Raw genomic sequence first — 25,142 nt, 5'->3', positions numbered from 1 at the left:
CACAGGAGGAGGGATGACCAAGTCGGAACTGATTGCCGAACTCGCGGCTGCCAACCCTCATCTTCTCAGTCGGGATGTGGAACTGATCGTCCAGACGATCTTCGACGAGATCGTCGAAGCGTTGTCTCGCGGCGACCGGGTGGAGCTTCGCGGCTTCGGCGCCTTTACGGTCAAGCAGCGGGATGCCCGCGTCGGCCGCAATCCCCGCACCGGCGATGCCGTGCCGGTCGATGAAAAACGTGTTCCGTTCTTCAAGGCAGGCAAGGAACTTCGTGAGCGCGTCAACCTTGTAAAAAACAAGGCCTGATAAACATGACATACGGCGGTCTGCCGCCGGAAACGTTAGTGTTCTCTTAATGTTCTTGTTTGTGTGCCGCACACGGGCTATCGTGCGGGGTGCGCGCAAGGGTGCTCGGGGAGACGCGGTGATGAACAGGGGATATGTGCTTCTGGCAGCATGCGTTGCCGTGATGGGCGCCGACCACGCACTGGCCGGTGATTCGCGGGCTGCATCGCCCCCGCATGCGACACTGGTCGCTGGCTGCTACGGTAAGGATTCGACGATTTACCTGACGGAGCGCGCGCCCAGAATTATCGACCGGGCACGGTATCTGGCACCGGTCGGCCTAGCGATGTATTTCGCGGGCGAACACCCGGCCTGTACCCTCAGCCGCCCGCGACAACACCACACCTGAGGGGCGTGTCAGGCCACGAGCATTACCGCTTGCTGGCGTGAATTTCCGCCAGAAGGAAGTCACGGAACACCGACACACGCTTGGACGTCTTGAGTTCTTCCGGATACACGAAATAGGCATCGACGGTCGGTAACGGCAGGTCGTCGAACAGACGCACCAGATCGGGGTACTGGGCGCACGCGTAGAGCGGGACCGACCCGATCCCCACACCCGACGCGATGGCATTGGCCATGGATGCCAGACTGTTGACTTCCAGGCGGGGCGGCTTCGGTCCGCCGCCCGATGCGGTGGTGACGGCGTCCCACAGCCAATTGATGTGCGGTACCGGCGGATGGTAGCCACCAAAGGTGATCATCTGGTGGCTGGCGAGGTCCTCGACCGTAGTCGGCGTGCCGTGGCGGCGCAGATAATCGGGTGACGCGTAGATCGGCATCGAAAAATCAGCAAGATGGCGCTGGATCAGGTCGGGCTGACGGGGCGGGTGCATCCGCACGGCGACGTCCGCCTCACGCATGCCGAGGTCGAGGTCGTTGTCTTCGAGGATCAGGCTGATGGAGATGTCGGGGTGCTTCTCCAGAAAACGGTGCAGACGCGGCGTCAGCCAGCACGAACCGAAACCGCTGGTCGTCGTAACGCGCAAGCGGCCCGCGGCCTTTTCCTTGCTCTCGGTCAGCAACGCCTGCGTCATGGCGAGTTTGGAGAATACATCGCGGACGGTCTGGTTAAGCGTCTCGCCTTGTTCGGTCAGGATCAGGCCCCTGGCGTGTCGATGAAAAAGCGGGACCTGGAGCGCTTCTTCAAGGGCCGATATCTGTCGTGACACAGCCGACTGGCTGAGGTTCAGGACATCCCCTGCGTGCGTGAAGGAGCCGGCCTCGGCGACCGCATGAAAAATCCTGAGTTTATCCCAGTCCACCCGACCACTCCGTCAGAAAATATGTTTCGATCACACCACGTTATGCGGCGCAGGTGCAAGTATTCGGCCCCGAGTCCCGCCGGAAGCCACCGGCGTTGTGATCGCCCGGTCCGGCCTCACAAATGTGCGAGAAAACGTTCCGCTTCGAGTGCCGCCATGCAGCCTGTACCGGCGGCGGTGATGGCTTGGCGAAAGATCTTGTCCTGGACGTCTCCGGCGGCGAACACTCCCGGCACCGAGGTGCGGGTAGAGCCCGGCGCGGTGACGATATAGCCTTCGTCGTCCAGGCGGACGTGATCGCGGAACAGTGCCGTGTTGGGACTGTGGCCGATGGCCACGAACACGCCGTCCGTCGCCAGCGTCGACATCTCGCCCGTGTGCGTGTCGCGCAGATGCACGCCGGTCACGACGCGTGGCGTGCCTTCGCCGATGATGTCGGCGACTTCGCTGTTCCAGCGCACCGACACTTTCGGGTGCTCGAACAGGCGCTCCTGCAGGATTTTTTCGGCGCGCAGAGTGTCGCGCCGATGGATCAGGGTCACATGATCGGCATGGTGCGTGAGATAGAGCGCTTCCTCCACGGCCGTATTGCCGCCCCCCACGACGCAGACCTGCTTGCCACGATAGAAGAACCCGTCGCAGGTGGCGCAGGCCGACACCCCGGCCCCCTGCAACTGCTGTTCGGACTCCAGGCCAAGCCACTTTGCCTGTGCGCCGGTGGCGATGACCACCGACCGGGCGAGATAGATGTCGCCCGAGTCGCCCACGCACCGGAAGACGTCACCGTCGGCTGGGGCGAAATCGCAGTCCACGATGATGTCGTGGACGATGCGTGTCCCCACATGCGCCGCCTGCTCGGCCATCTGTTCCATAAGCCAGGGGCCTTGAACGGCCGTGGCGAAGCCCGGATAGTTTTCGACGTCGGTCGTGATCATCAGCTGACCGCCGGGCTGGAGGCCCGCGACCAGCACTGGCGAGAGCGAGGCCCGGGCGGCGTAAATCGCGGCCGTGTAGCCCGCGGGACCCGCACCGATGACAAGAAGGTCTGTGGAGATGGTGTTTGGCATGAACCCCGGCCGCTGATACGCAGTTTTCTGGACTGTGCTTTGCGCCTGATATGGGCCCGCTGAAACAAACGGGCAAGCACAGGATGTGTAGGTGTGTCTTTCACTCTATGAATGGTCTTTGCGCGGGAAGCGGCCTTGGCCTATAGGCTGCGGTTCGTGGGTAGCAACGATGACAGGCGCGGCGTGATGGATCTGGATTCCGTTGATCGGCGTATTGTCGCGGAGCTTCAGGCCGATGGCCGGATCACGAATGTGGAATTGGCCAGACGGGCCGGCATCTCCGCGCCGCCGTGTCTGCGCCGTGTGCGCCGGCTCGAGGAACTGGGGATTATCCGCGGTTATCACGCCGACACCGATCCCCAGCAACTGGGGTGGTCGATCTCGCTCTTTGCCCTGATCGGGCTGGACAGCCAGAAGGAGTCCGTCCTGACCGCGTTCGAGAACTGGGTGGCGGAATGGCCCGAGGTCCGCGAATGCCACATGATCAGGGGTGGCGGCGATTTTCTCGTGCGCCTTGTCGCGCGCGACGCGGTGCATGAAAATCAGTTGACCCGCCGGTTGACTGAAAGCCCGCATGTCAGTCGCGTGCAGACCCTGCAGACAATCCGCACGAGCCGGGATCTGGCAGGTGTGCCGGTTACGCCCTGAAACTTGCCCGGTCCGCCGCGACATGCTGTCTGCCGCATGATGCCCATTCCCAAGGATATGACCATGTCGGCGCAAGATGACGGTCGTGCCCCGCCCCCCGGTGCGTGCGCGCCGGACGTCAGTGTCATCGTGCCCTGTTACAACGAACAGGCCAACGTCGTACCGATGGTGCAGGCGCTGCGTCGCGTGCTGGCCGGGCGACGCTGGGAAGTTATCTTCGTCGACGACAACTCACCGGACGGAACGGCCGAGGCGGTCGCGGCGATCGCGCGGTCTGATGCGCATGTGCGGTGCGTGCGCCGGATCGGGCGGCGCGGCCTGTCGTCGGCCGTGATCGAGGGCGTGCTGTCGTCCTGCGCTCCGGTCGTGGCGGTGATGGATGGCGATCTGCAACATGACGAGGCGCGCCTGCCCGATCTGATCGACGCGGTCGCCTCCGGAGCCAGCGACATTGCCGTGGGCAGCCGTCATGTCGAGGGGGGCGACAACGCTGGTCTGGCCAACGCATGGCGTCATGCGTTGTCCGATGGGGGAATCAGGCTGGCGCAGGCGGTCCTGCCGGTACGGCTGACCGACCCGATGAGCGGTTTCTTTGCCGCACGGCGCGACCTGTTCGTCCAGACCGCGCCCCGTCTTTCCGCCACCGGCTTCAAGATCCTGCTCGATCTGGTCATGTCCGCACCACAGCGCCCCCGCGTGACCGAGGTAGCCTGTGGGTTCAAGCCGCGACTCGCGGGCGAGAGCAAGCTCGACACGCTGGTGCTGATCCAGTTTGCCACGATGGTGCTCGACAAGTTGGCCAACGGGTGGCTGCCGACCCGCTTCATGGGCTTTGCCTTCGTCGGCGCGGTCGGCGTGCTGGTCAATCTGGCCGTGCTGGAGGGGCTGCGTGCTCTGGGGGCCGGGTTTGTTACGGCCGCCTGGGGCGGCACGATCTGCGCCATCATGACCAACTTCTGGATGAACAATCGCGTCACCTACGCCGATCGACGGTTGCGCGGCGCACGGTTGTGGTCGGGCCTGGCGCTGTTTGTCGTGGTGTGTCTGGTCGGCGCGTTCGCCAATGTGGGGATCGGCAGCCAGTTTCACGTGGCGCGTCACGAATGGGGCCATGCGGCCGCGATCGGCGCGGTGATCGGGGTCGTGTGGAACTATGCGGTGTCCTCGACCCTCGTCTGGCGCGCGCGGTGACAGCGCGCAGCGCGCTGGGGTGGCTTGGGGCGCTGACGCTGGTCCGGCTGCTGGTGGCGTGGCGGATGCCCGTCACGCCCGATGAGGCTTATTATCGCGTCTGGTCGCATGCGCTGGCGGGGGGCTATCCCGACCATCCGCCGATGGTGGCGCTGTGGATTGCCGCCGGACGTTGGCTGGCGGGCGATACCGCGCTCGGCATCCGTCTGTTGGGTCCACTAGCGGTGGCGGCCGGCAGTCTTCTTGTCGTCGGGGCCGCGCGGGACATCATGCCCACGACCACGGGGGGGCAGGGTCCCGTGCGCGCGGCCGCGCTGTTGAACGCCACGCTGGCGCTGGGGGTCGGCGGTGTCGTGATGACACCGGATTCGCCATTGCTGTTTTTCCTGTGCCTTGCGCTGTTTGCTCTGGGGCGGCTTCTGGCGACGGGCCGTGGGGCGTGGTGGCTTCTGGCCGGTGGCGCGTTCGGCGCGGCGTTCGAGTCTAAATATACGGCGGTGCTGCCGGTGGCGGGTGTGGGCGTGTGGCTTCTGGCCTGCGCACGGGGGCGTCGGTGGCTTGTCACCCCATGGGTGTGGCTGGGTGGTCTGGCGGGCGCGATTGTCTGCGTGCCGGTCGTGCTGTGGAATGCCCGGAACGACTGGGTCAGCTTTCTGCGTCAGGGCGGTCGCGTGGGTGTGTTCAAGCCTGAACGGGCCGTGCAGTTTCTGGGTGAACTGATCGGCGGCCAGATTGGTCTGGCGACGCCGCTGGTCTTTGTCCTGTTTGTGCTGGGCGGCATTCAGCTCTGGCGTATGGCGCGGCGCGATGGCGGGGCGGCGTTGCTCGCGGCTATGATCGGTGTCCCGACGGCCGTGTTCGTATTTCATGCTTTGGGGGACAGGGTTCAGGCCAACTGGCCGGTGCTGATCTACCCGTTTCTCGCGTTGCCGGCCGGTTATGCGGCAGCCGGATCGGTCGGCTGGGCGAGGCGTCTATGGCGCCCGGCGTCGGTGTGCGGCGTTGCCATGGCCGGCGCGGTCTATGGGCAGGGTCTCTGGTCGATCCTGCCGTTGTCGCCCCATCACGATGTCGTGCTGCGCCAGACCGGCGGCTGGCCGGCGCTCGCACGGTCGGTCGAGGCGGCGCGGCGGCCGGACGAGGTGGTTCTTGCCGACGAATATGGTCTGGCGTCCGAGCTCGCCCTGTATGGCGTCTCAGGGGTCGTCGCAGGTCCCGATCCGCGCTGGAGGACGTTCGCGCTGCCGCATCCGGCGGCGACGCAGGCGTTGCTGGTGCGCAGTGAACGCCGGCGCGACGCGTTGCCGCAGGGGGTGGGCCCGGGCGAGGACGCCGGTGAGATCGCGCGTGTGCAGGCCGGCAAGCAGATCGATCGGTATCGCCTGTATCATGTGCGTATCGAAGCCGATCCGGCGCGTGGTCCGTTAATGTCGGAAATACCTGCCGCCCGTTAAACTCGCTTTAACGTGCGGGCGTCACACTGGTCCTTGAACAGGGGGTCAGATGGCACGCCGTCCGGGTGAGAACGAGAAACGACCGATCATCATTCGGCGCGAAGAGGCGGCCCCGTCCGAACATCATGGCGGCAGCTGGAAGATCGCGTACGCCGACTTCGTGACGGCGATGATGGCGTTTTTTCTCGTCATGTGGCTGATCAACGCGACGACGGAGCAGCAGCGGCGCGGAATTGCCAATTTCTTCAACCCCCTGGCCGAGGCGCACGACAATCAGCCTCCGGCCGGCGGTGTGGTCTCCACGCGCATTTCGCCCCTGATCGACGGCACGCGGCTGGTGGATTCGAAGTTCACCGCCGCCGAGCGCAAGGCCGACCAGCGCCCGGATCGCACCGTCATGCCGACCGGAGGGCTGGACGGCAACGACACGGTCAGCGGTGCCGGCGACAGGGTCTCGGGTGAGGGCAGCGATGCCAGCACGATGGGACGTCACGCCCTGCACGTGGGTTCGGAAGCGCGCAGTCTGGGTCCGCGCGTCGACGTCCCGCCGGCCGTGCCGCGCATCGTGCCGATCGGCGGCACGGATGGCCCGCAATGGAGCGATCCTTCCGCCCGTGCCGATGCCGCGCGGGCCGAAGAGGGAACGCTGCGCGCGGCGGCTGAGCAGATCCGCGATGCGGTGGCGCAGGATCCCGCTGTGCGCCAGCAGGCCGGTACCGTGTCGATACGGGTCACCGCGCAGGGGCTGGAGATCGACATCGCCGACGCGCAGGCACAGTCGATGTTCGACCTCGGATCAACGCGACCCAATGCGCATGGACGCGCCCTGCTGAAAAGCATCGCGCCCTATCTGGCCCGTCTCGAAGGGCCGATCGCCGTCACCGGATACACCGATGCCACGCCCTATCGCGCGGGACAGCAGTCGAACTGGACCTTGTCCACATTGCGTGCGGCGTCGGCGCGCGACCTTCTTCAGGAAGACGGTCTTGCGGAGGCGCGGATCGACTCGGTAAGCGGGCGCGCCGACCGGGAACTCGCCCGGCCCGAGGCGCCGGGCGATCCGGGGAACCGGCGCATCGTCCTGACCGTGCGCCGCCAGTTCCCCGAGCCGTCGGAATGACCGACCTGATCCCGTGTCCACACGGTAACAACCCAAGGAAAGAGAACACGACGTGCTGATTATGGGCGGTCTGGTCTTCGTGCTGTTGTGCGTATTCGGTTCGTTCGTCGCGTCCGGCGGCGCCATCGGCCCGCTCGTCGCTTCGATGCCGTTTGAGCTTCTGACCATTCTGGGAGCTGCGATCGGCACATTCGTGATGGCGAGCTCCATGGACGATCTGAAGCACGCGGCCAAAGGGTTCGCCAAGGCCCTGAAAGGGCCTGCGTACGGGCGTGCCGACTATCTCGACATGTTGAGCCTGCTGTTCTTCTTCGTCAGGCTGGCGCATGCCAAGGGTGTCATGGCCTTGGAGGCGCATATCGAGAATCCGACCGAAAGTGCCGCGTTCGCCGCTTTTCCAAAGGTGCGTGACAATGTTCGGGCGCGGAACATGATCTGCGACTACCTGCGCATGATCGGCATGAACCTGACCGATCCGTACCAGCTCGACGAGATCATGAGCCGGGAGCTCAAGAAAAACACGCGTGAGGAAATGCATTTTCCCCACGCCCTGCAGAGCATTTCGGATGCTCTGCCTGCGCTGGGCATTGTCGCGGCCGTGCTCGGGGTGATCAAGACCATGGCCTCCATCAGCAAACCCCCGATCGTCCTGGGCGAGATGATCGCCGGTGCTCTGGTGGGCACGTTTCTCGGCGTGCTTCTCGCGTACGGCATCGTTGCACCCATAGCGTCACGCCTGCGATCGGTGATCGAGGAGGAAGCCAGCTATTTCGGGCTCATTCGTTCGGTCATCGTGGCGCATCTGCAGGGTAATCCGCCGCCCGTCAGTGTCGAGATCGGCCGCAAGGAGATTCCCGGAGCAATCATGCCGACCTTTCAGGAGGTGGAGCAGGCCATGGCCACCCTGTCGATCGGCTGAGGGTTTGCGCTTTGCCGCGCCTGATCGCATAGGTCGCTGATCAGCAAGGCAGGAGTGTTTGCGATGTGCGCGATGCGTGGGGTTCGGCGGGCGGTCGTCGCGCTGGGGCTGTGGGCCGTTTCGGCGTCGGCACAGACGACACCCGTACCATCGACGGCGGCCTTGTCGCAGGTTGACGGCGGCGAGGCTCTGGCATGGGTCCGTGCCCGGAATGACGCCACGTTTGCCGCGTTACAGGCCGACGCGCGATACCAGCCGTTTTACGACGACGTCCTGGCAGTCACCCAGTCACACGACCGACTGGCGCTTCCGCAGTTCATGGACGGACGCATCTGGAATTTCTGGCAGGACGACCAGCACCCGCACGGCATCTGGCGCGCCACCAGTCCGGCATCCTTCCTTCAGTCACGGCCGGCCTGGACGACCCGTCTCGACATCGACGCCCTTGCGCGGCAGGAGCATCGTAACTGGGTCTTCAAGGGAGCGGAGTGCCTGTCGCCACAGGGGCGATTCTGCATGGTGTCCCTGTCCGACTCCGGCGAGGACGCCACGAGCGAGCGTGAGTTCGATACGCGGGCGGCCATGTTCGTGACGCACGGCTTCGCTCTGCCGCGCTCAAAACAAAGCGTGGCATGGGTGGATCGTGACACCTTGCTCGTGGCGCGGGACTGGGGGGGCGGAAGCCTGACCTCGTCGGGTTATCCCTTCATCGTTCGCCGCTGGGCCCGTGGGCAGCCGATCGATCAGGCCCAGGAAGTCATGCGTGGTGCCCCGACCGATGTGTCGGTCGGGCCCGTGGCGCTGACGGATGGGGACGGCCATCACATGGTGCTGATTCGCCGTGGTGTCAGCTTTTTCGACGATCGTTACGCGCGGGTTGATGCGGACGGGGTGCACGAACTTGCGCTGCCTCATCGTCTGGACCTGTGGGGGCTTCTGCGCGGGCGGTTGATCCTGAGCATCAACGAGCCGTTTCGTGCCGACACGGGCGCGATATTCGCCGCCGGCAGCCTTCTGAGCGTCGATCCGGTCAAGCCCGACCATGCCCCACAACTTCTGTTCGCGCCGTCGCCCCGGCAGGCTCTGAACGAGGTCGGGGTGTCGCGTGGCGCGGTTGTGGTGACCCTGTTCGATACGGTGCGCGGCCGTGCGCTTTTGTTTCGTCCGTCAGACGCGCCGAATGGTCCGTGGGCGAGTCAGACACTGGAGCTGCCGGACATGGCGACCGTCAGTCTGGCGGATGCATCGCCCGCGACCGATCAGATCTTTCTCCACGTCGAGGGATATATCCTCCCGCCGCAACTCTGGACGGTGAACGGCAAGACGGGTGTGTCGCAGCTCGTGCGCTCGGAGCCCGCGCTGTTTGACGCGACGACTCTGGTCGTAGACCAGAACTGGGCAAAATCGTCCGACGGGACGGCCATCCCCTACTTCGTCGTCCATCGACGCGACTGGACCTTGTCGGGCACGACGCCGACGTTGATGACGGCCTATGGCGGGTTCCAGGCATCCTACACCCCCACTTACGCGCCCGAGATAGGGCGCGTCTGGCTGGCACATGGTGGCGCCTACGTCGTGGCGAATATTCGCGGCGGCGGGGAGTTCGGGCCGTCGTGGCACGAGGCCGGGCGCAAGGCGGGTCGACAAAAAGTCTATGACGACTTCGTCGCGGTGGCGCGCGATCTGTTCGCACGGCGTATCACGCAGCCGCGTTTTCTCGGGATTCGCGGGCGTTCCAACGGCGGCCTGCTGATGGGTGTCGAATTCACCCAACATCCCGCCTTGTGGGGCGCTGTGATCATCGGTGTGCCGCTGCTGGACATGCTCCACTACGAGACGATGGCCGCAGGGGCGTCATGGGCGGATGAATATGGCTCCATGTCCGTGCCGGCTGAAAAGCGCGTTCTGGAGGCGTTGTCGCCGCTTCAGCACCTGTCGGTAGGCACCGCCTATCCGGTGCCGTTCATCTTTACCTCCACGCGGGACGATCGCGTGGGGCCTGTCCATGCCCGTCTGTTTGCCGCGCGCCTCGAAGCTCTTGGGAAACCGTTCTTTTACTACGAGGACACGGAAGGTGGCCATTCCGGCACGGCGAATGCCGCCGAGGTTGCCCATGAACGGGCGCTGGAGGGCGTGTATCTGAGCCGGCAGTTGATGGACCAGCACTAACGCGGTTCCAAACCTGGCCAAAGACCGCGAGGAGGCCTCGACGCATGGCCGGCCAGTGAGGCGCATGGGCCAACCACGAGCCCGCCGGCATCCGGGACACACAACTTGACCCCACGCGTCCGCCCTGGACGCAAAAAAGGGCCGCCGGGTGATGTCCGGCAGCCCTTTTTGATCTGGAAGCCCAGATACCGCGTCTGGCGCGATCAGAAACCTTCGCGCTCGATGCGCTTGCGCTCCATCTTGCGCGCGCGGCGAACGGCCTCGGCCGCTTCGCGGGCCTTGCGCTCGGACGGCTTCTCGTAATGACGGCGAAGCTTCATCTCGCGGAAGACGCCTTCGCGCTGCATTTTCTTCTTGAGGGCCTTGAGGGCCTGATCGACATTGTTGTCACGAACGAGAACCTGCACTGGGCCGTCATCTCCTGTGTGGCACGCGCATCCTCGCGCGACCTTGAATAGGGGCGTGAATCACTGGCATCGAGACCATCGTCCCGCCCGCGATTCGGGTGTGGGGCGTCGCTATAGCATGCGATCCGGCAGGAATTCAAATCATTCCCGCAGTGCCTCGCCGCTGATAGAATGATTTTTGAGTGCCGGGCGACCATCTCGTCCGGTGTGCGGGAGACATGATGTCCATACTCAAGATCGCCCGCATGGGCCATCCGGTTCTGCTGCGGGTCGCCGCGCCGATTGCTGACCCCTGTGCTCCGGCGGTGCGGGCGCTGATCGACGACATGATCGAGACGATGCTCGATGCTGGCGGGGCAGGGCTCGCGGGTCCGCAAGTCCATGTTTCTCAGCGCATTTTTGTCTATTCCGTGCCGCCGTCGCGCAGCACCGGCCCGGATGATCCGCCGATCGAGCCGAGCGTGCTGATCAATCCGGTGCTGGAACCGGACGGCCTGGACGAGGTGATGTGCGTCGAAGGCTGTCTGTCGATTCCGCACCTGCGGGGCGTCGTGCCGCGTTTTGCGCGTGTGCGCTATGCGGGTCTGGATGGCCTCGGGCATCCCGTGCGGGGGACGGCGACGGGCTTTCTCGCCAATGTCCTTCAACATGAGAACGACCACCTCGACGGTGTCCTGTATCCGTCACGCATGCGGGATCTGCGGCGTCTGGGGTTTCAGGACGAGATCGCACGCTACGGGATGCCCACAGAATGAGACGCGCACGCACGGATCGACTCTCCGCCCTCGTCTTGCCGCCACCCGTGGCCCGTAGTGGAGAGCGGGACGCGGCGATCCGGGCGATGCTCGCGCATGGGCACGGCGCCTGGACCATTGAACGGCTGCGGCAGACGGCAGGAGTGGACGCGGATCTTCTGTTCGCCGGTGGCGCGGCCGAGATGGCGGAATATGCGATGGACCTCCGCGACCGGGACACGTTTGATCCGCGCGCCGCGGTGACGGCGCGGATCGCGGCCGAGACGCGGATCGGCCTGCGCGTGCGTGCCTTGGTTCTGGCGCGGGTGGCGACGGCGCAGCGCGACGGGGATATGGGCCGCCGCGTAGTGGCGACGCTTCAGATGCCCTGTGCCGCTCGCGCCTATGCGCGCGCGACGCTTCGCATGGCGGACGCTGTCTGGACGGTCACCGACCCGTCGGGTGACGGACTGGCGTTCACCACGCGACGCCTGACCCTTGCGGCGATCCTGGCGCCCCTGTGGCTGTTCTGGCAGGCACGTGGCGACGATCCGCAGGCGGTCGCCGCCTTTCTCGACCGTCGCCTTGCCGCGATACGCGCGGTGGGACGGCTGAAGGCGCGTTTCACATGACCGCGCGGGTCGGTGGCTTTCCATCCCCCGCCCCGCGCAAGGCCCACGAGGCCGCCGGCGCCGGACATCTTTTCCTGAGGGAGGACTATATCCGGCAGGCGCAACAGGTCCTGTTGTCCGCGTGGCAGGAACTCAACGCCTGTGCCGAACCGGTGCGTGAGGCTTATGGCATCGGACGCGCGCATCAGCGCGTCCTGCATGTGGTGGGCAGCCGGCCGGGGCTGACGGTGGGCGCTCTGCTGCAGGCGCTGGGGATCACCAAGCAGAGCCTGGGACGGGTTCTCGACGATCTGGAGGCGCGTGGGCTGGTGGTGATGGCGCGCGGGCGACAGGACCGTCGGCATAAGGTTCTGTCCCTGTCGCCGTCTGGGATCGAGGCGGAGCAGGCGCTGTTCGACGCCCAGCGCGAGCGTCTGGTGGAGGCGTATCGGACGGCGGGCGCGGCCTCGGTCGAAGGGTTCCGTCGCGTGCTGGGCGCGCTTCTGGAGCCGGCCGCGCCGACGAAGGGCACGGATGCCGGCGCGCGGCCGTCCCCGGGTCGCACGACGCGGGGATGACTGTTGTGAACGCACCGAAGGGACAACCATGAGCGAGGCTGACAGCACAACGGCGGGTGCGGGCGCGCATGTTCTTGTGATCGATGATGACGCGCGCCTTCGCCGCCTCCTGCAGCGCTATCTGGTCGAGCAGGGCTTTCGCATCACCGTTGCGGGGGACGCGGCCGAAGCCCGCCAGATCCTGACCTTCCTTCACCCCGATGCGATGGTCGTCGACGTGATGATGCCCGGCGAGAACGGTCTTTCCCTGATCAAGGGGCTGCGCGACTCCGGTCTGGCGTTGCCCGTGCTGATGCTGACGGCACGCGGCGAGCCGGAGGACCGCATCGTGGGACTGGAGGCCGGCGCGGACGACTATCTTGCCAAGCCGTTCGAGCCGCGAGAGTTGCTGCTTCGGCTCAAGGCCCATTTGCGGCGGGCGGTGCCGGTGAATCCGACAACGACGCAACGTCCGATCCGATTGGGCAGTCTGGAGTTCGACACAGGGCGCGGTCTGCTGAGTGGTGCGTCCGGCGTCGTGCACCTCACCGGCGGCGAGCAGGCGTTGCTGAGCGTACTGGCGGCGCGGCCGGGCGAGACCCTGTCGCGCGAGGAGATCGCGCGCCTGCTGGACATGGACGAGATCGGCGAACGCGCGGTCGATGTCCAGGTCACGCGTCTGCGGCGACGCATCGAGCCTGATCCGCGTGAGCCCCGGTTTCTGCACACCGTCCGAGGCAAGGGCTACGTGCTCAAGCCCGGCCACTGAGGCGGGGCGTGGTACGGGGCATGGGGCGATCCACGGTCTGGCGGCGCGGTGTTGGGCGGTCGATCAAGCGTTTGATGCCCGGTTCTTTTCTGGGGCGTGCCCTGCTGATTGTGCTTGTGCCACTGCTGGTCACGCAGTCGATCGCGCTGGAGTTGTACTACGGCAACTTCCTGTCGGTGGTGTCGCGACGCCTGTCGGACGGCGTGACAGGCGAGGTCGGGCTTACGATCGATTTGCTTCAGCAAGCCAGCAGCGAGGTCGAGCAGAACTGGATCCTGGAACGGGCGCGCCAACGCACGCTCTTGACTATGGGGTGGGAGCCGGGTGCGCAGTTGCACCGGCACGGCACGACGCATGTGCTGGGTCCGATGGACGACGACCTGACCCGCGCTCTGGCTGGCGCTTTCGGACGCTCGTTTTTCGTCGACTGGAGCACCGACGCGCGCAGCGTTCATATTCGGATCCAGTTGCGCGACGGGGTTCTGGACGTCGAGGCGCCACGAAAGCGGCTGCTGGTCGGTCCGATCTGGCTGTTCGTGGCGTGGGAGGCGGGCAGCTCTGCGGTGATGCTGCTGATCGCGGCTCTGGTGATGCGCAACCAGGTGCGTGCGATCCGCCGTCTCGCGCGGGCGGCGGAAGCGTTCGGCATGGGGCGTGACCCCGGCGAAATCCGACCCGAAGGCGCGCAGGAGGTTCGCAAGGCGGCCGTTGCCTTCAATCGGATGCAGGCACGCATCCTGCGGTTTGTGACGCAACGAACCACCATGCTGGCCGGTGTGTCGCATGATCTGCGCACTCCGTTGACACGCCTGCGTCTCGGGCTGGCGATGTTGCCGACGCAAGGCACGGTCGAGGCGTCGTCCCTGAAGCCTGATATCGCCGATATGGAGGGCGACGTGGCGGAGATGGAGCGCATGATCGGCGGCTATCTGGCATTTGCGCGGGGGGAGGGGGCGGAGGTCGCCAGGGTCGTGGATGTGGCGCAACTGCTGCACGATGCCGCAGCCGCCGCCATGCGCGCGGGCAGCGCGGTTACGCGTGTCGACGTGCCGCCCATGCTGGAGGCCGTGATGCGGCCCGACGCGATGCGCCGCGTGTTGCTCAATCTGGCGGAAAACGCGCGCCGCCACGCTGGTCACGTCGCATTTGCGGCGTGGCCGGACGGTCAGTATCTGCACATGGCGATCGACGATGACGGGCCGGGTATTCCGCCGGAGCAGCGCGAGCGCTTCTTTCGCCCCTTCGCCCACGGGGAGGGCGGTAACAGCGGGCTGGGCCTGTCCATCGCACGTGACATCGTCCGCGCGCACGGCGGCGAGATCGGGCTGGGAGACAGTCCGCTGGGCGGACTGCGGGTGTGGATCCGGCTGCCGCTGTAGGGCAGCCCCCTACCGCGTCGAGTCCGGCGGGCCCTTAGGGAATCGAGTTGCCGGTGCCCCCATGGCCGGGGCCGGCATTGGCGTTCATCGGGCCGGTGCTGCCGCCGAACGCGCTGTTGCCCATGCCCGACATCGGGTTGTAGCGGCCGACATTGCCCAGGATCTGCTGCATGATGTTGATCTTGGTGCCCGGCGTGGGGGTCGTGTCGCCCTCCATGCCGACATAGTGCGCGTCATGCTTGTTGAAGGTCTTCAGGCTGGTCAGGGTGCCCCCCTGATCGAACTTCAATACCACGACGTCCTGCTTGCGGATGCCGGGGAAGCTGAGGGGGCGCGGCGTCGTCACCATGGAGATGTAGATCCAGGTGTTGTCGTCGAACGTGGCGTGCGACGTCGGCGATCCCATGGCATCGAGAACGTCGTTCTTGTTGCTGGTGCCGGGAGTCAGCGTCTTGTAGTCATCGGCCTCCACCAGTGAGCCACGGGGCTGCGGAATGGGCGAGAACATCGAACAGCCGCCCAAAGACAGTCCGAGACCGCCCGCGATCAGCAGGGTACGAAAGCGGGGGAACGGACGGGTGGAGGCAGGCGGCATGGTCGGGCCTTGTATCCTGTGCGATGGGGGCCGGACGGGCGGCCCTTACATAGAGACGACTGCCTTGTCGCGTGCCCGATCGCTGTCCGGGTGTCAATCTTGCTGTTGCGGCATCGGACCGCTGGACACGTTGCGGATGGCACGGAACACTCGCGCACGACGCCCGACGGCGGGACGCGTGCCGGAAGAGGAGTATGAGAGCGATGGCGCACACCGAAGAACGCGGAGCGGCCCCGCCTGTCGAACTGTCACGCCTGGTGACGGTCGGACGGATCGGCCAGGGGCCCTTTGAGATGACCGTGGAGGCCCGTGAGTCGGAGCGGCATGCGATCGCCGCTCGGCTCGGTGTGCCCGAGGTGCGGGCGCTGAGCTGTTCGTACCGCGTCGTCGCCGGCCACGGACGTCGCGATTTCGTGGCGCATGGCCAACTGTCGGCGAAGGTGCGGCGTGTGTGCGTCGTCTCGCTGGAGGAATTCACCGAAACGGTGGCCGAACGGTTCGCCGTTCATTTCGTACCGGCCGGGCGGGCGACGGATGACGGGCAGGACCCGGAGTCGATGGACGACGTGCCCTATGAAGACGACGCGCTCGATCTCGGTGAGGAAAGCGTGGCCCAGCTGGCTCTGGCGCTGGACCCGTATCCGCGCAAGAACGGCGTCCGGCATGAGCATGGGGTCGATGTGGCACCGGCCGATGCCGACGGAAGCGAGGTCCCGGACGAGGCGCCATCGGCCTTCGCCGGTCTTGCCAAGCTGCGCGACAGATTGCAGTAAGGCGCTGCGGAGAAACCGGAGCCATCAGGTGCGCGGCTGCAATTGTCTTGCGGCCCGGCGTTCAGTCTGCTAGAGGCCCCGACCTGCATTATGGAATGACGGACAGGGCGGTGACCGCTTCTGGCGGTTGTGCCGTTCTGTCTATGTTGTGAATTCGGAGGGGCTCGGACCCATGGCTGTACCCAAAAGAAAAACCTCGCCTTCCCGCCGCGGCATGCGTCGCAGCCACCACGCGCTGACGGCGCCCGCCCATGCCGAGTGCGGCAACTGCGGCGAGCTGAAGCGTCCCCACAATGTCTGCAGCCATTGCGGTCATTATGACGGCCGTGAGGTCGTGGCGGCAGGCAAGACCCTGAAGACCGCCGTTCGCGCCTGATTCGAGGCACTGTGCGGGTGCCCGGGGGCAGCCTTCGGCTTCGTCCGGGGCGCATGTTCGCGGGCGATACCGGGTCTTGAATGATCCGGAAAAGGCCAGCACAAGAACGGGCATGACCGACACAGTTTCTCTCTCCCCGACACCGGAGCCGTACACGCTGGCCGTCGACGGCATGGGCGGCGACGCGGCGCCGGACGTCGTGGTGGCCGGCCTCGATATCGCGGCCGACCGCCACCCCGGGCTTCGGGTCCTCCTTCTGGGGGACGAAGCAAGGCTGGCGCCCCTGCTGGTCCGGCATCCCAAGGCTGCGCGGGTGTGCACGGTCCGTCATGCGGCCTCTGTCGTTTCGATGGACATGAAGCCGACCGCGGCCCTGCGTGTGCGTGACTCGTCGTTGCGTCTGGCGATGGACGCGGTGGCCGAGGGCGAGGCGCTGGGCGTCGTCTCCGCTGGCAACAGCGGCGCGATGCTGGCGCTGGCGAAGATCGTCGTGAAGACGATGCCCGGGATTTCCCGCCCCGCGATGGCGGCCATCAGCCCGACGGCGCGTGGCGATATCGTCATGCTCGACCTTGGGGCGAACGTATCGTGCGACTGGCGCAATCTGGTTGAATTCGCTGTCATGGGCGAGGCCTTCGCCAAGGCCGTGCTGGGCCTGCCCGCGCCGACCATCGGGCTTCTGAATGTCGGTTCCGAAGAATTGAAGGGTGACGAGCGCCTGCGTCAGGCCGCCGATGTGCTGCGCGACAGCCCGCTTGCCGCCCAGTTCCATGGCTTCGTCGAAGGACACGACATCACGGCCGGTACGACCGACGTCGTCGTGACCGATGGCTTTACAGGCAATGTGGCGCTGAAGACGGGCGAGGGCGCGCTGAAACTGGCGTTCGACCTTTTACGGCGCGTGTTCACGTCGAGCTGGATTGCCAAGATCGGCTATCTTCTGGTGCGGCCGGGTCTGGAGCGCATGCGCGAATGGCTCGACCCGCGCCGGTATAACGGCGCGGTCTTCGTGGGTCTGAACGGCGTGGTCGTGAAGTCCCACGGCGGCACGGACGCGGAAGGCTTTGCATCGGCGGTGGATGTGGCGGTGGACATGGTGGCGCATGGCTTCAACGAGACGATCCGCGCGCGACTGGCGCGTATGGGGTCTTTGACGGCGCCCGTAACGCGTGGCGAGCCTGATGCGTCGCGCGACGTGGTGGAACAGGTTCCGTAACGGGGCCGCAGAGGCCGGCACGCTGGCCCCAGACGGAAAGTGAGACGATGTCGCCGAGGTCGCTGCTTGTCGGATTTGGCGGTTATCTGCCAGATCGTATCGTCACGAACGCCGAACTCGCCGCGCGGGTCGACACATCGGACGACTGGATTCGCACGCGCACGGGCATTCACCAGCGTCACATCGCCGGACCCGACGACACGGCCGTGACCATGGCCACCCAGGCCGCCGAACGCGCGTTGGCCTACGCTGGCATAGGGGCTGCGGATGTGGATGCCGTCCTGGTGGCCACCAGCACGCCCGACCAGGCGTTCCCCTCGACCGCGACGCGTGTTCAGGCCGCGCTGGGGATGGAACGGGGGTTCGGGTTTGACCTGGCTGCCGCGTGCTCCGGTTTCATTTACGCCCTGTCTATGGGGGATTCCCTGATTCGCAGCGGACAGGCGCGCTGTGTTCTCGTGATCGGCAGTGAGGTCTACTCCCGTATCGTCGACTGGGAGGATCGTGCGACCTGCGTTCTGTTCGGCGACGGGGCCGGTGCGGTGGTGATCCGCGCGGCGGAACCGTCCGAGCGGCCGGAGGCGGGGATTTTGTCGACGCATCTGCATTCCGACGGCCGTACCGGTGACCTACTGTATGTCGATGGCGCTGTCGGCCGTCGGGAGATGAGCGGCCATCTGCGGATGAACGGCCGGGACGTGTTCCGCCACGCCGTGGCCCATCTGTCCGAAGCTGTCGATGAGGCGTTGCAGGCCAACGGTCTGGGCTATGCCGACATCGACTGGCTGGTGCCGCATCAGGCCAACCAGCGCATCATCGACGGAGTCGGCCGCAAACTTGGGCTACCTGCGGAACGCGTGGTGGTCACGGTCGACCGTCACGCCAACACGTCCGCGGCCTCAATCCCGTTGGCCCTCAATGAGGCCGTGCGCGACGGGCGCATCCTGCCGGGGGCGCTGGTCCTGCTGGAAGCACTGGGGGGTGGTCTGACCTGGGGGTCGGCGCTGGTTCGTCTTTGACCGTCAGCGTAAATTTACAGGGTGGTCACAGCATTGAATTGACGGCGAATCAGGGCGTGCTACGCTCAAATGATGAGTACGGTCACACGCGCAAATCTTGCCGAGAGTATTTACAGTCAGGTCGGGCTCTCCCGGCATGAATCCGCTGACCTGCTTGAAGCGGTCCTGGAACGCATCTCGCTGGCGCTGGAATCGGGCGACTCGGTCAAGCTGAGCGGGTTCGGGACGTTTTCGATTCGCCAGAAAGGCCGCCGCACCGGGCGCAATCCCAAGACGGGCGTGGAAGTGCCGATTCTGCCGCGCTCGGTTCTGGTGTTTCGGCCCAGCCAGATCCTCAAGGGCAAGGTCAACGGCGAAGCCCCCGGCGAGGATGACGCCGAATGAACGCGACATCATCCATGGGCAGCGGTTCCGACGCGTTCGAGCCCGCCGACAGCGCGGACGAAACGGGTGCGGGGCGGTTGCGCAAGGCGCCGACCGCGTTTCGGACCATCAGCGAAGTCGCCGACGAACTGCATGTGCCGCAGCATGTGCTTCGCTTCTGGGAGACGCGCTTCGCCGAGGTTCGCCCGCTTAAACGCGGCGGGGGACGGCGGTATTACCGACCGGACGACGTCGAGCTTCTGCGCCGTATTTCTGATCTGCTGTATGTGCAGGGATATACCATCAAGGGCGTGCAGCGGGTTCTGCGTGAAGGGGAGGGTGCGCCGGAGCACGCGGACGACCGCGTTGCACGTCCAGATGCAGCCCCGGGTGACACGACGTTCGTTCCGGCGCAGACGCTGACGGACGAGTTTACAGCGCCGTCTTCGGCCTACCCTCCGTCGCCTGCCGACTGGTTTCCCGAAGGCACCGACCACCCGCAGAACGGTGGCCAAGGCCAGGTGGATCAGGTCGCCCCTCCGCCCTCGGAACTCTGGCCGATAATGGATGACGGGGACAATGACGCTGAGCCTGTCAGCGCCCCTGAGCCATGGGCCGAGCAGCCCGTCGACGCGCACGTCGTGCCTGAACCGGACGGTCATGCGGCTGAACTCGAGTCCCGTGTCGAGCGGCTTGCCCGCGAAAACGGGGCTCTGCGGGAGGGCCTGCGCATGGTGATGGAAGAGTTGCAGCTTCTGCGCGAGCACCTGCCCGTCTAGGGATCCGGTTTTATAGAGCCGTTAAGGTGAGAGCGCAAAAACCCGATCGCGGCGGCTTGCGGGGTGGCACGGTCGCTGCTACACCCCGTGTCACCGCAGGGTCGGACGGGCAGTAGCGCAGCCTGGTAGCGCATCAGTCTGGGGGACTGGGGGTCGTGGGTTCGAATCCCGCCTGCCCGATATTCCCGCCCTGCGGTCTTCTCTTCTTAAAATCTTTAAACGTGTGGCCCCGATCAGTCGAGATCGAGGCCGGGATCCGTCGCACGTTCGCGCGCGATGGTGCGCCACAGAAGATGCACGACGGACAACGCTGCCGGCCCGAGAAACAGCCCCAGCAGCCCCCATGTCTCGACCCCGCCGAGGATGCCAAGCAGAACCCACAGGAAGGGCATCTGCGTGCTGCCGCCGATCAGGTAGGGGCGGATGAAGTGGTCGGAGACGAAGTTCACGACCACGCCGAAGCAGAACACCACGATCGCGGTGATTGTCGCGCCCTTGACCAGGATCAGCGCGCAGGCCAGCCCGACGGTCGGGATCGCGAGAAACGGGATCATCGCGGCGATCGCCGTGACGACGCCGAACAGCAGGGGCTGGGGCGCGCCGCCGATCACGTAGGCAATGCCGAGCAGGATTCCCTCGGCAATGCCGACCAGCACCAGGCCGGCTAGCGTGCCGTGGATGGAGGCGATGATCTGCTGCGCGATCGATTCGCCACGCTTGCCAAACACGCGCCGCGAGGCCGTCAGTGACTGGCGAATGATGGCATTGCCGTCCTTGAAGACGAAGAAAAGCGTGACGATGGACATCACGAACAGCATCCCGCGATGGGCAAGCTGCGTGCCGACGCGCTGGGTCATGGCGACGCTGTGGCCCGCGTCCACGGAATGCAGCAGGTCGGACACAGCCTGCGGATCGGCCATGTTCTCCTGCCACCAGTTGGTGACCTGTGCCCGGCCGTAGGGCAGCCGTCCGACCCACGACGGCAGCGGCACCCCGTCATGGCGTGCCGTCTGCATCCAGCCCAGGACGCCCTGTGCCTCGCGCGCGGCCTCCAGCCCGATGGTGGTCAGGGGGACGAGGAAGATCAGGGCGATCGCGGCGGTGAACAGGAACGGCAGCAGCATTTCCCAGACGCGACCGGTCAGGCGCCTTTGCATCCGGGCATAGAGCGGCCAGGAGGAGATCGCGAACACGCACCCCCACACCAGCGAAACGATAAAGCCGTGCACCGTGTACAGGCCAAGCACGATGAAAAACAGGCCCAGCAGCGCGCGGGCGATGCGCTGCGAACGGTGCGGCTCGCCCAGGGAGGCGAGGCTGTAGGTCGTTGTCTGCGGTTCGGCCGTGATCGTGGGTGCTTGATAGGCCATCGCTCGATTTCTCTCCTGCGCCGTCCGTCCTGGTGCTGCGCGTGCCGGGCGCATCGTTCTGTGATCGCATGGCCCGCCGCCGCTGACCAGTGCGCGGGCGTCGCCGGTCGTTCAGGTTGGCGGCGGGGACGACGCCTGATCGGCACCCTCGATGGCCCATATGGCGAAGGCATGGATCAAGGCGGCCTCGTCCAAGGCTTCGAAACGACCACGCGCGCCCTTGTGGCCGGCGTCCATGTTGATGCGCAGCAGCAGCGGCCGGTCGGAGCGTGTGTGGTCACGCAGACGCGCGATCCATTTCGCCGGCTCCCAATAGGTGACGCGGGGGTCGGTCAGGCCGCCGATCGCCAGTACGGCCGGATAGGCGTGGTCGGCGATGTTGTCGTAGGGCGAATAGCTCGCGATCAAGTCGTAGGCGGCCTCGTCCTCGATCGGGTTGCCCCATTCCGGCCATTCGGGCGGCGTGAGCGGCAGCGAGGTGTCCGACATGGTGTTGAGCACGTCGACGAAGGGCACGACCGAGACGATGCCCGCGAACAGCTCCGGGCGCATGTTGGTGATGGCGCCCATCAGCATGCCGCCGGCCGACCGTCCATCGGCCACGATACGGCCCGCGCGGCCGTATCCATGCGCGGTCAGGTGATCGGCGCAGGCGATGAAGTCCGTGAACGTGTTGCGCTTGTGCGTGGCGCGTCCGTCGAGGAACCAGTTCCACCCCTTTTCGGATCCGCCGCGGACATGCGCCACGGCATAGATCCATCCCCGGTCCACGAGGCTGAGATCGCGCGTCGAGAATGTGGGCTCGATCGCGATGCCATACGACCCGTAGCCGTACAGCAGCAGCGGCGCCGACCCGTCGGGTACGACATCGGCGCGCATCAGCACCGTGATTGGTACCAGAGCGCCATCGGGGGCGGTCGCGAACAGTCGCTCGCACCGATAGCGCGCGGGATCATGGCCCGACGGGACGCTCTGGCTTTTGAGCACCGTGCGCGTCCGGGTGCGCATGTCGTAGGCGAACCACTGTCGTGGCGTGGTGGGAGACTGATAGCTGTAGCGCAGTTCGGTGGTGTCGAACGCGTACGCGCCGTCGAGCGAAAGGGCATAGGCCGGGTCTGCCGCCGTGATCGCATGCGTGTCGCCGCCGCGATCGCGCACGACGATCCGCAGGTTGGCGTCGTGCCACTCCAGCCACGCGAGATGATCGGCAAAGGTGATGGCGCCGGTCACGTAGTGGCCCGGCCGATGCGGCACGAGGTCGCGCCAGTGCGCGCGCGAGGGTGCCGAGTCGGGCATCTCCATCAGCTTGAAATCGACGGCGCCGTCGACGTTTGTGCGGATCACGAAGCGGTCGCCCCAGTGGGTCAGGTCGTAGAACACGCCCTTCTCGCGCGGGGCGACGCACACGGGCTCCGCCTCAGGCTGATCGCCGGGAATGAGCCAGGCTTCAGAGGTATCGTGGTCGTTGCTGGTCACGACGATCCAGCGGCCGGAGCGGGCGGAAGACACGCCGATGAAAAATCCCGGATCCGGCTCGGCATAGACCAGAACGTCGTCATGCGTTCCGAGGCGCCGGCGATAGATGCGTGTCGGACGTCCGTGATCGTCGCGCCATGTCCAGAACAGGTGGCGGCTGTCGGGCGAGAACGCGAAATCGCCCGAACAGTTGTCGATGACCTCCGCCTGTTCGCATCCGGTGTCCAGATCGATGATGTGGACACGATAGAGTTCCGACCCCTGTGAATCGAGGGCGTAGGCGAACAGGCGATGGTCGGGACTGTGCGCGGTGCCGGCCAGGGCGAAATAGGTCTGTCCGGCCGCCTTGCGTGCCGCAGCCAGCGCGTCGGCGTCGAGCAGAATCTGCTCGGCGTCGGGGGTGTCCTTCGGATGGCGCGCATAGACCGGGTGCTGCGCCCCTTCCGGGTAGCGCACGTAGTACGCCCACGGGCCATGCGGCAGGGCCGGGTAGCTCTCCGAGGGGCTCAGCCGTCCCTTCATCTCCGCCACGATCTGCGCCTGCAGCGCGCGGGTGGGGATCAGCATGGCGTCGGTGTAGGCGTTCTCGGCTTTCAGATGGTCGGCGATGTCGGGGCGCAGCAGCGACGGGTCGCGCAGCACGGCCTGCCAGTTATCGTCCTTCATCCAGTGATAGGGATCGGCGCGCACGCGGCCAAGCTGTTCGATCGTGTGGTCGTCGCGGCGGGGGCGGGGAGGCACCGTCATGGTCTGGATCCGAAAGCAGGAGGAGGGGCGGCGTGCCCTGAGGGGGGCATTGAACCAGCCAATCCGCGCGGCGTGAACCCGCTTGCCGTTTGCAGCGGTATGCGGGGCGGGCTATCACGCCGACGGACAAGCGAAGGTGGCCCCGTGTCCGGGGTCGGCCGGTGGAAGGACCGATGGGTAAAACTCGTTACTGGCCACGGGCGCGCAAGGATATTGTCGAGGGCCTGGCAAGCTGGCGGATCTACTGGGCATTGGGCATTGGCGACATCCGCCAGCGCTATGCGCGGTCGCGTTTCGGGCAGTTCTGGATCACGCTCAGCATGGCGATTTTCGTCGTCAGCATCGGCACGGTCTACGGGTTCCTGTTCCACCAGGACCTGCATCAGTTCCTGCCGTATGTCGCGTGCAACTATGTCACGTGGGCGCTGATCGCCGGCTTGATCACCGACTCGTCAACGGTCTTCACCCAGTCCGAGACCTATCTGCGGCATGAGCCGCTGCCCAAGACGGTGTTTGTCATGCGGATGCTGGTACGGCATCTGATGAACTTCGCCCACAACATCCTGATCGTCCCGGCGGTGTTTCTGGTCATGCGCCATGGCGTGCACTGGACGGTGCTGCTGGCGCCGTTGGGTCTGCTGGTGGTCATGGCGGGCGGATTGTTCAGCGGCTATCTGCTGGGCGTGTTGTGCACGCGTTTTCGCGACCTGCCGCAGATCGTCCAGAATTTGGTGCAGATCGTGTTTTTCGTGACGCCAGTGATGTGGCCGTCGAGCACGCTGCACGGCGCCGCGGCGTGGCTGGTGCATCTCAATCCGTTCGCGGCGATGATGCGTCTGGTGTCCGAACCGCTGCTGGGCGACGTGCCGGGCTGGCGCACCGTCGGGCTGGCGTGCGCCACGTTGGTCGTGCTGGGCGCACTGGCGCTGGCGTTGTTCGCACGGTTCCGCGCCCGCATCGTCTACTGGCTGTAGGAGAGCGTTCATGGCTTCCATCGACCTCAGAGACGCCTCCGTCGAATTCAAGATCTACAACGCGCGCGGCCGTTCGTTGCGCAACAGCCTGATGCAGCGGGTCGGCGGCCGGATCGAGGGGGCAAGCGGCGATCACGTCTGCATCCGCGCGCTCGATCATATTACGTTGAGCCTGCGGCCGGGCGACCGCGTGGCGTTGCTGGGCCATAACGGCGCGGGCAAGTCGACCATGCTGCGGCTGCTGAGCGGCGTTTACGAACCGTCCGGCGGCGCGGCGGATATCACGGGCTCCGTGGCGACGCTGCTGGACCTGTCGATGGGCATGGATTTCGAGATGACGGGCCGGCAGAACGTCATCCTGCGCGCCGTGTTCCTCGGCATGAAGCGGGCCGAGGCACGCAAGCTGGTGCCCGAGATCGCGGCCTTTTCCGAGCTGGGCGATTACCTCGATCTGCCGATGCGCACCTACAGCAGCGGCATGGTGCTGCGGCTGGCGTTCGGTGTGTCGACGGCGATCCAGCCCGACATCATCCTGATGGACGAGATGATCTCGGTCGGGGACGCGGAGTTCGCGGTCAAGGCGCGGGCGCGTCTCGAGACCATGCTCTCGGCCGCGCGGATCTTCGTTCTGGCCTCGCACGATCTGGCGACGCTGCGGCAGTACTGCAATCGTGCGATCTGGCTCAAGGAAGGGCGGATCGTGGCCGACGGTCCGATCGAGGATGTGCTGCATCGTTTCGAGGACCGTGCGGCCCACGGCGATCAGGGCGCGCTCAGCGGCAACGTCGCCCACGCCTGAAGGGCGCGGGTCATGCTCC

At 65.8% G+C, this 25,142-nt stretch carries 27 protein-coding genes and 1 tRNA gene; 22 read left to right on the top strand and 6 right to left on the bottom strand.

The window, feature by feature from the left end:
• Positions 1–13: 13 nt before the first annotated feature.
• Both HUK82_RS01565 and HUK82_RS01560 read left to right on the top strand, forming a co-directional pair.
• The gene (locus HUK82_RS01565) at positions 14–307 is read left to right on the top strand and encodes an integration host factor subunit beta (protein WP_176612267.1); all 294 of its coding nucleotides are present in this window, start codon (positions 14–16) and stop codon (positions 305–307) included.
• 121 nt (positions 308–428) lie between these two features.
• A complete protein-coding gene (locus tag HUK82_RS01560) occupies positions 429–695 on the top strand; it encodes a hypothetical protein (RefSeq protein ID WP_176612266.1) in 267 nt (88 codons plus the stop codon).
• 22 nt (positions 696–717) lie between these two features.
• Here HUK82_RS01560 and HUK82_RS01555 read toward each other — a convergent pair whose 3' ends face one another.
• A complete protein-coding gene (locus HUK82_RS01555) occupies positions 718–1,611 on the bottom strand; it encodes a LysR family transcriptional regulator (RefSeq protein ID WP_176612265.1) in 894 nt (297 codons plus the stop codon).
• 116 nt (positions 1,612–1,727) lie between these two features.
• Complete coding sequence (gene trxB, locus HUK82_RS01550) at positions 1,728–2,678, bottom strand: thioredoxin-disulfide reductase (protein WP_176612264.1); 951 nt, start codon at positions 2,676–2,678, stop codon at positions 1,728–1,730.
• A 186-nt stretch (positions 2,679–2,864) separates the two neighbouring features.
• Here trxB and HUK82_RS01545 point away from each other — a divergent pair, with 186 nt between their 5' ends.
• The 6 genes from HUK82_RS01545 to HUK82_RS01520 all read left to right on the top strand — a co-directional run bounded on the left by HUK82_RS01545 (position 2,865) and on the right by HUK82_RS01520 (position 10,179).
• A complete protein-coding gene (locus HUK82_RS01545) occupies positions 2,865–3,326 on the top strand; it encodes an Lrp/AsnC family transcriptional regulator (RefSeq protein WP_176612288.1) in 462 nt (153 codons plus the stop codon).
• A 57-nt stretch (positions 3,327–3,383) separates the two neighbouring features.
• Entirely contained in the window at positions 3,384–4,517 is a 1,134-nt protein-coding gene (locus HUK82_RS01540; RefSeq protein ID WP_373318297.1) for a glycosyltransferase, read from the top strand.
• Complete coding sequence (locus HUK82_RS01535; protein ID WP_264802261.1) at positions 4,514–5,971, top strand: glycosyltransferase family 39 protein; 1,458 nt, start codon at positions 4,514–4,516, stop codon at positions 5,969–5,971. Before HUK82_RS01540 ends, HUK82_RS01535 begins: the two co-directional genes overlap by 4 nt.
• A gap of 49 nt (positions 5,972–6,020) precedes the next feature.
• On the top strand, positions 6,021–7,091 hold the full coding sequence (locus HUK82_RS01530) for a flagellar motor protein MotB (RefSeq protein ID WP_176612261.1): 1,071 nt from the start codon (positions 6,021–6,023) through the stop codon (positions 7,089–7,091).
• A gap of 52 nt (positions 7,092–7,143) precedes the next feature.
• The gene (gene motA / locus HUK82_RS01525) at positions 7,144–8,010 is read left to right on the top strand and encodes a flagellar motor stator protein MotA (protein WP_176612260.1); all 867 of its coding nucleotides are present in this window, start codon (positions 7,144–7,146) and stop codon (positions 8,008–8,010) included.
• A gap of 63 nt (positions 8,011–8,073) precedes the next feature.
• Positions 8,074–10,179 (top strand): prolyl oligopeptidase family serine peptidase, encoded by a 2,106-nt coding sequence (locus HUK82_RS01520; RefSeq protein ID WP_246495144.1) that lies wholly within the window; start codon positions 8,074–8,076, stop codon positions 10,177–10,179.
• Positions 10,180–10,382: 203 nt separating this feature from the next.
• Here the strand turns inward: HUK82_RS01520 and rpsU are convergent, their stop codons facing one another.
• Positions 10,383–10,586, bottom strand: a complete 204-nt coding sequence (gene rpsU / locus HUK82_RS01515) for a 30S ribosomal protein S21 (RefSeq protein ID WP_176612259.1) — start codon at positions 10,584–10,586, stop codon at positions 10,383–10,385.
• A 221-nt stretch (positions 10,587–10,807) separates the two neighbouring features.
• Here rpsU and def point away from each other — a divergent pair, with 221 nt between their 5' ends.
• The 5 genes from def (at position 10,808) to HUK82_RS01490 (ending at position 14,636) form a co-directional block, all read left to right on the top strand.
• Positions 10,808–11,341 (top strand): peptide deformylase, encoded by a 534-nt coding sequence (gene def, locus HUK82_RS01510; protein ID WP_176612286.1) that lies wholly within the window; start codon positions 10,808–10,810, stop codon positions 11,339–11,341.
• Positions 11,338–11,952 (top strand): ubiquinone biosynthesis protein COQ9, encoded by a 615-nt coding sequence (locus HUK82_RS01505; RefSeq protein WP_176612258.1) that lies wholly within the window; start codon positions 11,338–11,340, stop codon positions 11,950–11,952. The genes def and HUK82_RS01505 overlap by 4 nt, the downstream gene beginning before the upstream one ends.
• Positions 11,949–12,509, top strand: coding sequence for a MarR family winged helix-turn-helix transcriptional regulator (locus HUK82_RS01500; RefSeq protein ID WP_176612257.1), 561 nt, complete (start codon positions 11,949–11,951; stop codon positions 12,507–12,509). Before HUK82_RS01505 ends, HUK82_RS01500 begins: the two co-directional genes overlap by 4 nt.
• 28 nt (positions 12,510–12,537) lie before the next feature.
• Positions 12,538–13,257: a response regulator gene (locus tag HUK82_RS01495; protein ID WP_176612256.1), complete on the top strand. Its 720-nt coding sequence runs from the start codon at positions 12,538–12,540 to the stop codon at positions 13,255–13,257.
• Positions 13,258–13,331: 74 nt separating this feature from the next.
• Positions 13,332–14,636: an ATP-binding protein gene (locus HUK82_RS01490; RefSeq protein WP_373318293.1), complete on the top strand. Its 1,305-nt coding sequence runs from the start codon at positions 13,332–13,334 to the stop codon at positions 14,634–14,636.
• A 34-nt stretch (positions 14,637–14,670) separates the two neighbouring features.
• Here the strand turns inward: HUK82_RS01490 and HUK82_RS01485 are convergent, their stop codons facing one another.
• The gene (locus tag HUK82_RS01485) at positions 14,671–15,231 is read right to left on the bottom strand and encodes an outer membrane protein assembly factor BamE (RefSeq protein ID WP_176612255.1); all 561 of its coding nucleotides are present in this window, start codon (positions 15,229–15,231) and stop codon (positions 14,671–14,673) included.
• 203 nt (positions 15,232–15,434) lie between these two features.
• On the opposite strand from HUK82_RS01485, the gene HUK82_RS01480 reads away from it, so the two are divergent.
• The 7 genes from HUK82_RS01480 to HUK82_RS01450 all read left to right on the top strand — a co-directional run bounded on the left by HUK82_RS01480 (position 15,435) and on the right by HUK82_RS01450 (position 19,937).
• Positions 15,435–16,004, top strand: coding sequence for a YceD family protein (locus tag HUK82_RS01480; RefSeq protein ID WP_176612254.1), 570 nt, complete (start codon positions 15,435–15,437; stop codon positions 16,002–16,004).
• Positions 16,005–16,176: 172 nt separating this feature from the next.
• The gene (rpmF, locus tag HUK82_RS01475) at positions 16,177–16,380 is read left to right on the top strand and encodes a 50S ribosomal protein L32 (RefSeq protein WP_176612253.1); all 204 of its coding nucleotides are present in this window, start codon (positions 16,177–16,179) and stop codon (positions 16,378–16,380) included.
• A 112-nt stretch (positions 16,381–16,492) separates the two neighbouring features.
• Positions 16,493–17,596, top strand: coding sequence for a phosphate acyltransferase PlsX (plsX, locus tag HUK82_RS01470; protein WP_176612252.1), 1,104 nt, complete (start codon positions 16,493–16,495; stop codon positions 17,594–17,596).
• 47 nt (positions 17,597–17,643) lie between these two features.
• The gene (locus HUK82_RS01465; RefSeq protein WP_176612251.1) at positions 17,644–18,615 is read left to right on the top strand and encodes a beta-ketoacyl-ACP synthase III; all 972 of its coding nucleotides are present in this window, start codon (positions 17,644–17,646) and stop codon (positions 18,613–18,615) included.
• Between the two features lie 72 nt (positions 18,616–18,687).
• Complete coding sequence (locus tag HUK82_RS01460) at positions 18,688–18,999, top strand: integration host factor subunit alpha (RefSeq protein ID WP_176612284.1); 312 nt, start codon at positions 18,688–18,690, stop codon at positions 18,997–18,999.
• A gap of 14 nt (positions 19,000–19,013) precedes the next feature.
• A complete protein-coding gene (locus HUK82_RS17285; protein WP_408851058.1) occupies positions 19,014–19,757 on the top strand; it encodes a MerR family transcriptional regulator in 744 nt (247 codons plus the stop codon).
• Between the two features lie 106 nt (positions 19,758–19,863).
• Positions 19,864–19,937: transfer RNA gene (locus HUK82_RS01450), tRNA-Pro, on the top strand.
• Between the two features lie 53 nt (positions 19,938–19,990).
• Here the strand turns inward: HUK82_RS01450 and HUK82_RS01445 are convergent.
• Both HUK82_RS01445 and HUK82_RS01440 read right to left on the bottom strand, forming a co-directional pair.
• Positions 19,991–21,127, bottom strand: coding sequence for an AI-2E family transporter (locus tag HUK82_RS01445; protein WP_176612250.1), 1,137 nt, complete (start codon positions 21,125–21,127; stop codon positions 19,991–19,993).
• Positions 21,128–21,238: 111 nt separating this feature from the next.
• Positions 21,239–23,350, bottom strand: coding sequence for a S9 family peptidase (locus HUK82_RS01440; protein ID WP_176612249.1), 2,112 nt, complete (start codon positions 23,348–23,350; stop codon positions 21,239–21,241).
• 173 nt (positions 23,351–23,523) lie between these two features.
• Between HUK82_RS01440 and HUK82_RS01435 the strand changes: the two genes are divergently transcribed.
• Positions 23,524–24,324 (top strand): ABC transporter permease, encoded by an 801-nt coding sequence (locus HUK82_RS01435; RefSeq protein WP_176612248.1) that lies wholly within the window; start codon positions 23,524–23,526, stop codon positions 24,322–24,324.
• A 10-nt stretch (positions 24,325–24,334) separates the two neighbouring features.
• Entirely contained in the window at positions 24,335–25,123 is a 789-nt protein-coding gene (locus HUK82_RS01430) for an ABC transporter ATP-binding protein (RefSeq protein WP_176612247.1), read from the top strand.
• Positions 25,124–25,142 lie beyond the last annotated feature (19 nt).

This window comes from Ameyamaea chiangmaiensis, from assembly GCF_013376175.1.
Classification (GTDB): Bacteria; Pseudomonadota; Alphaproteobacteria; order Acetobacterales; family Acetobacteraceae; genus Ameyamaea; species Ameyamaea chiangmaiensis.
Note: the sequence above shows the minus strand (reverse complement) of the source record. Positions and strands in the feature narration are given on the sequence as shown.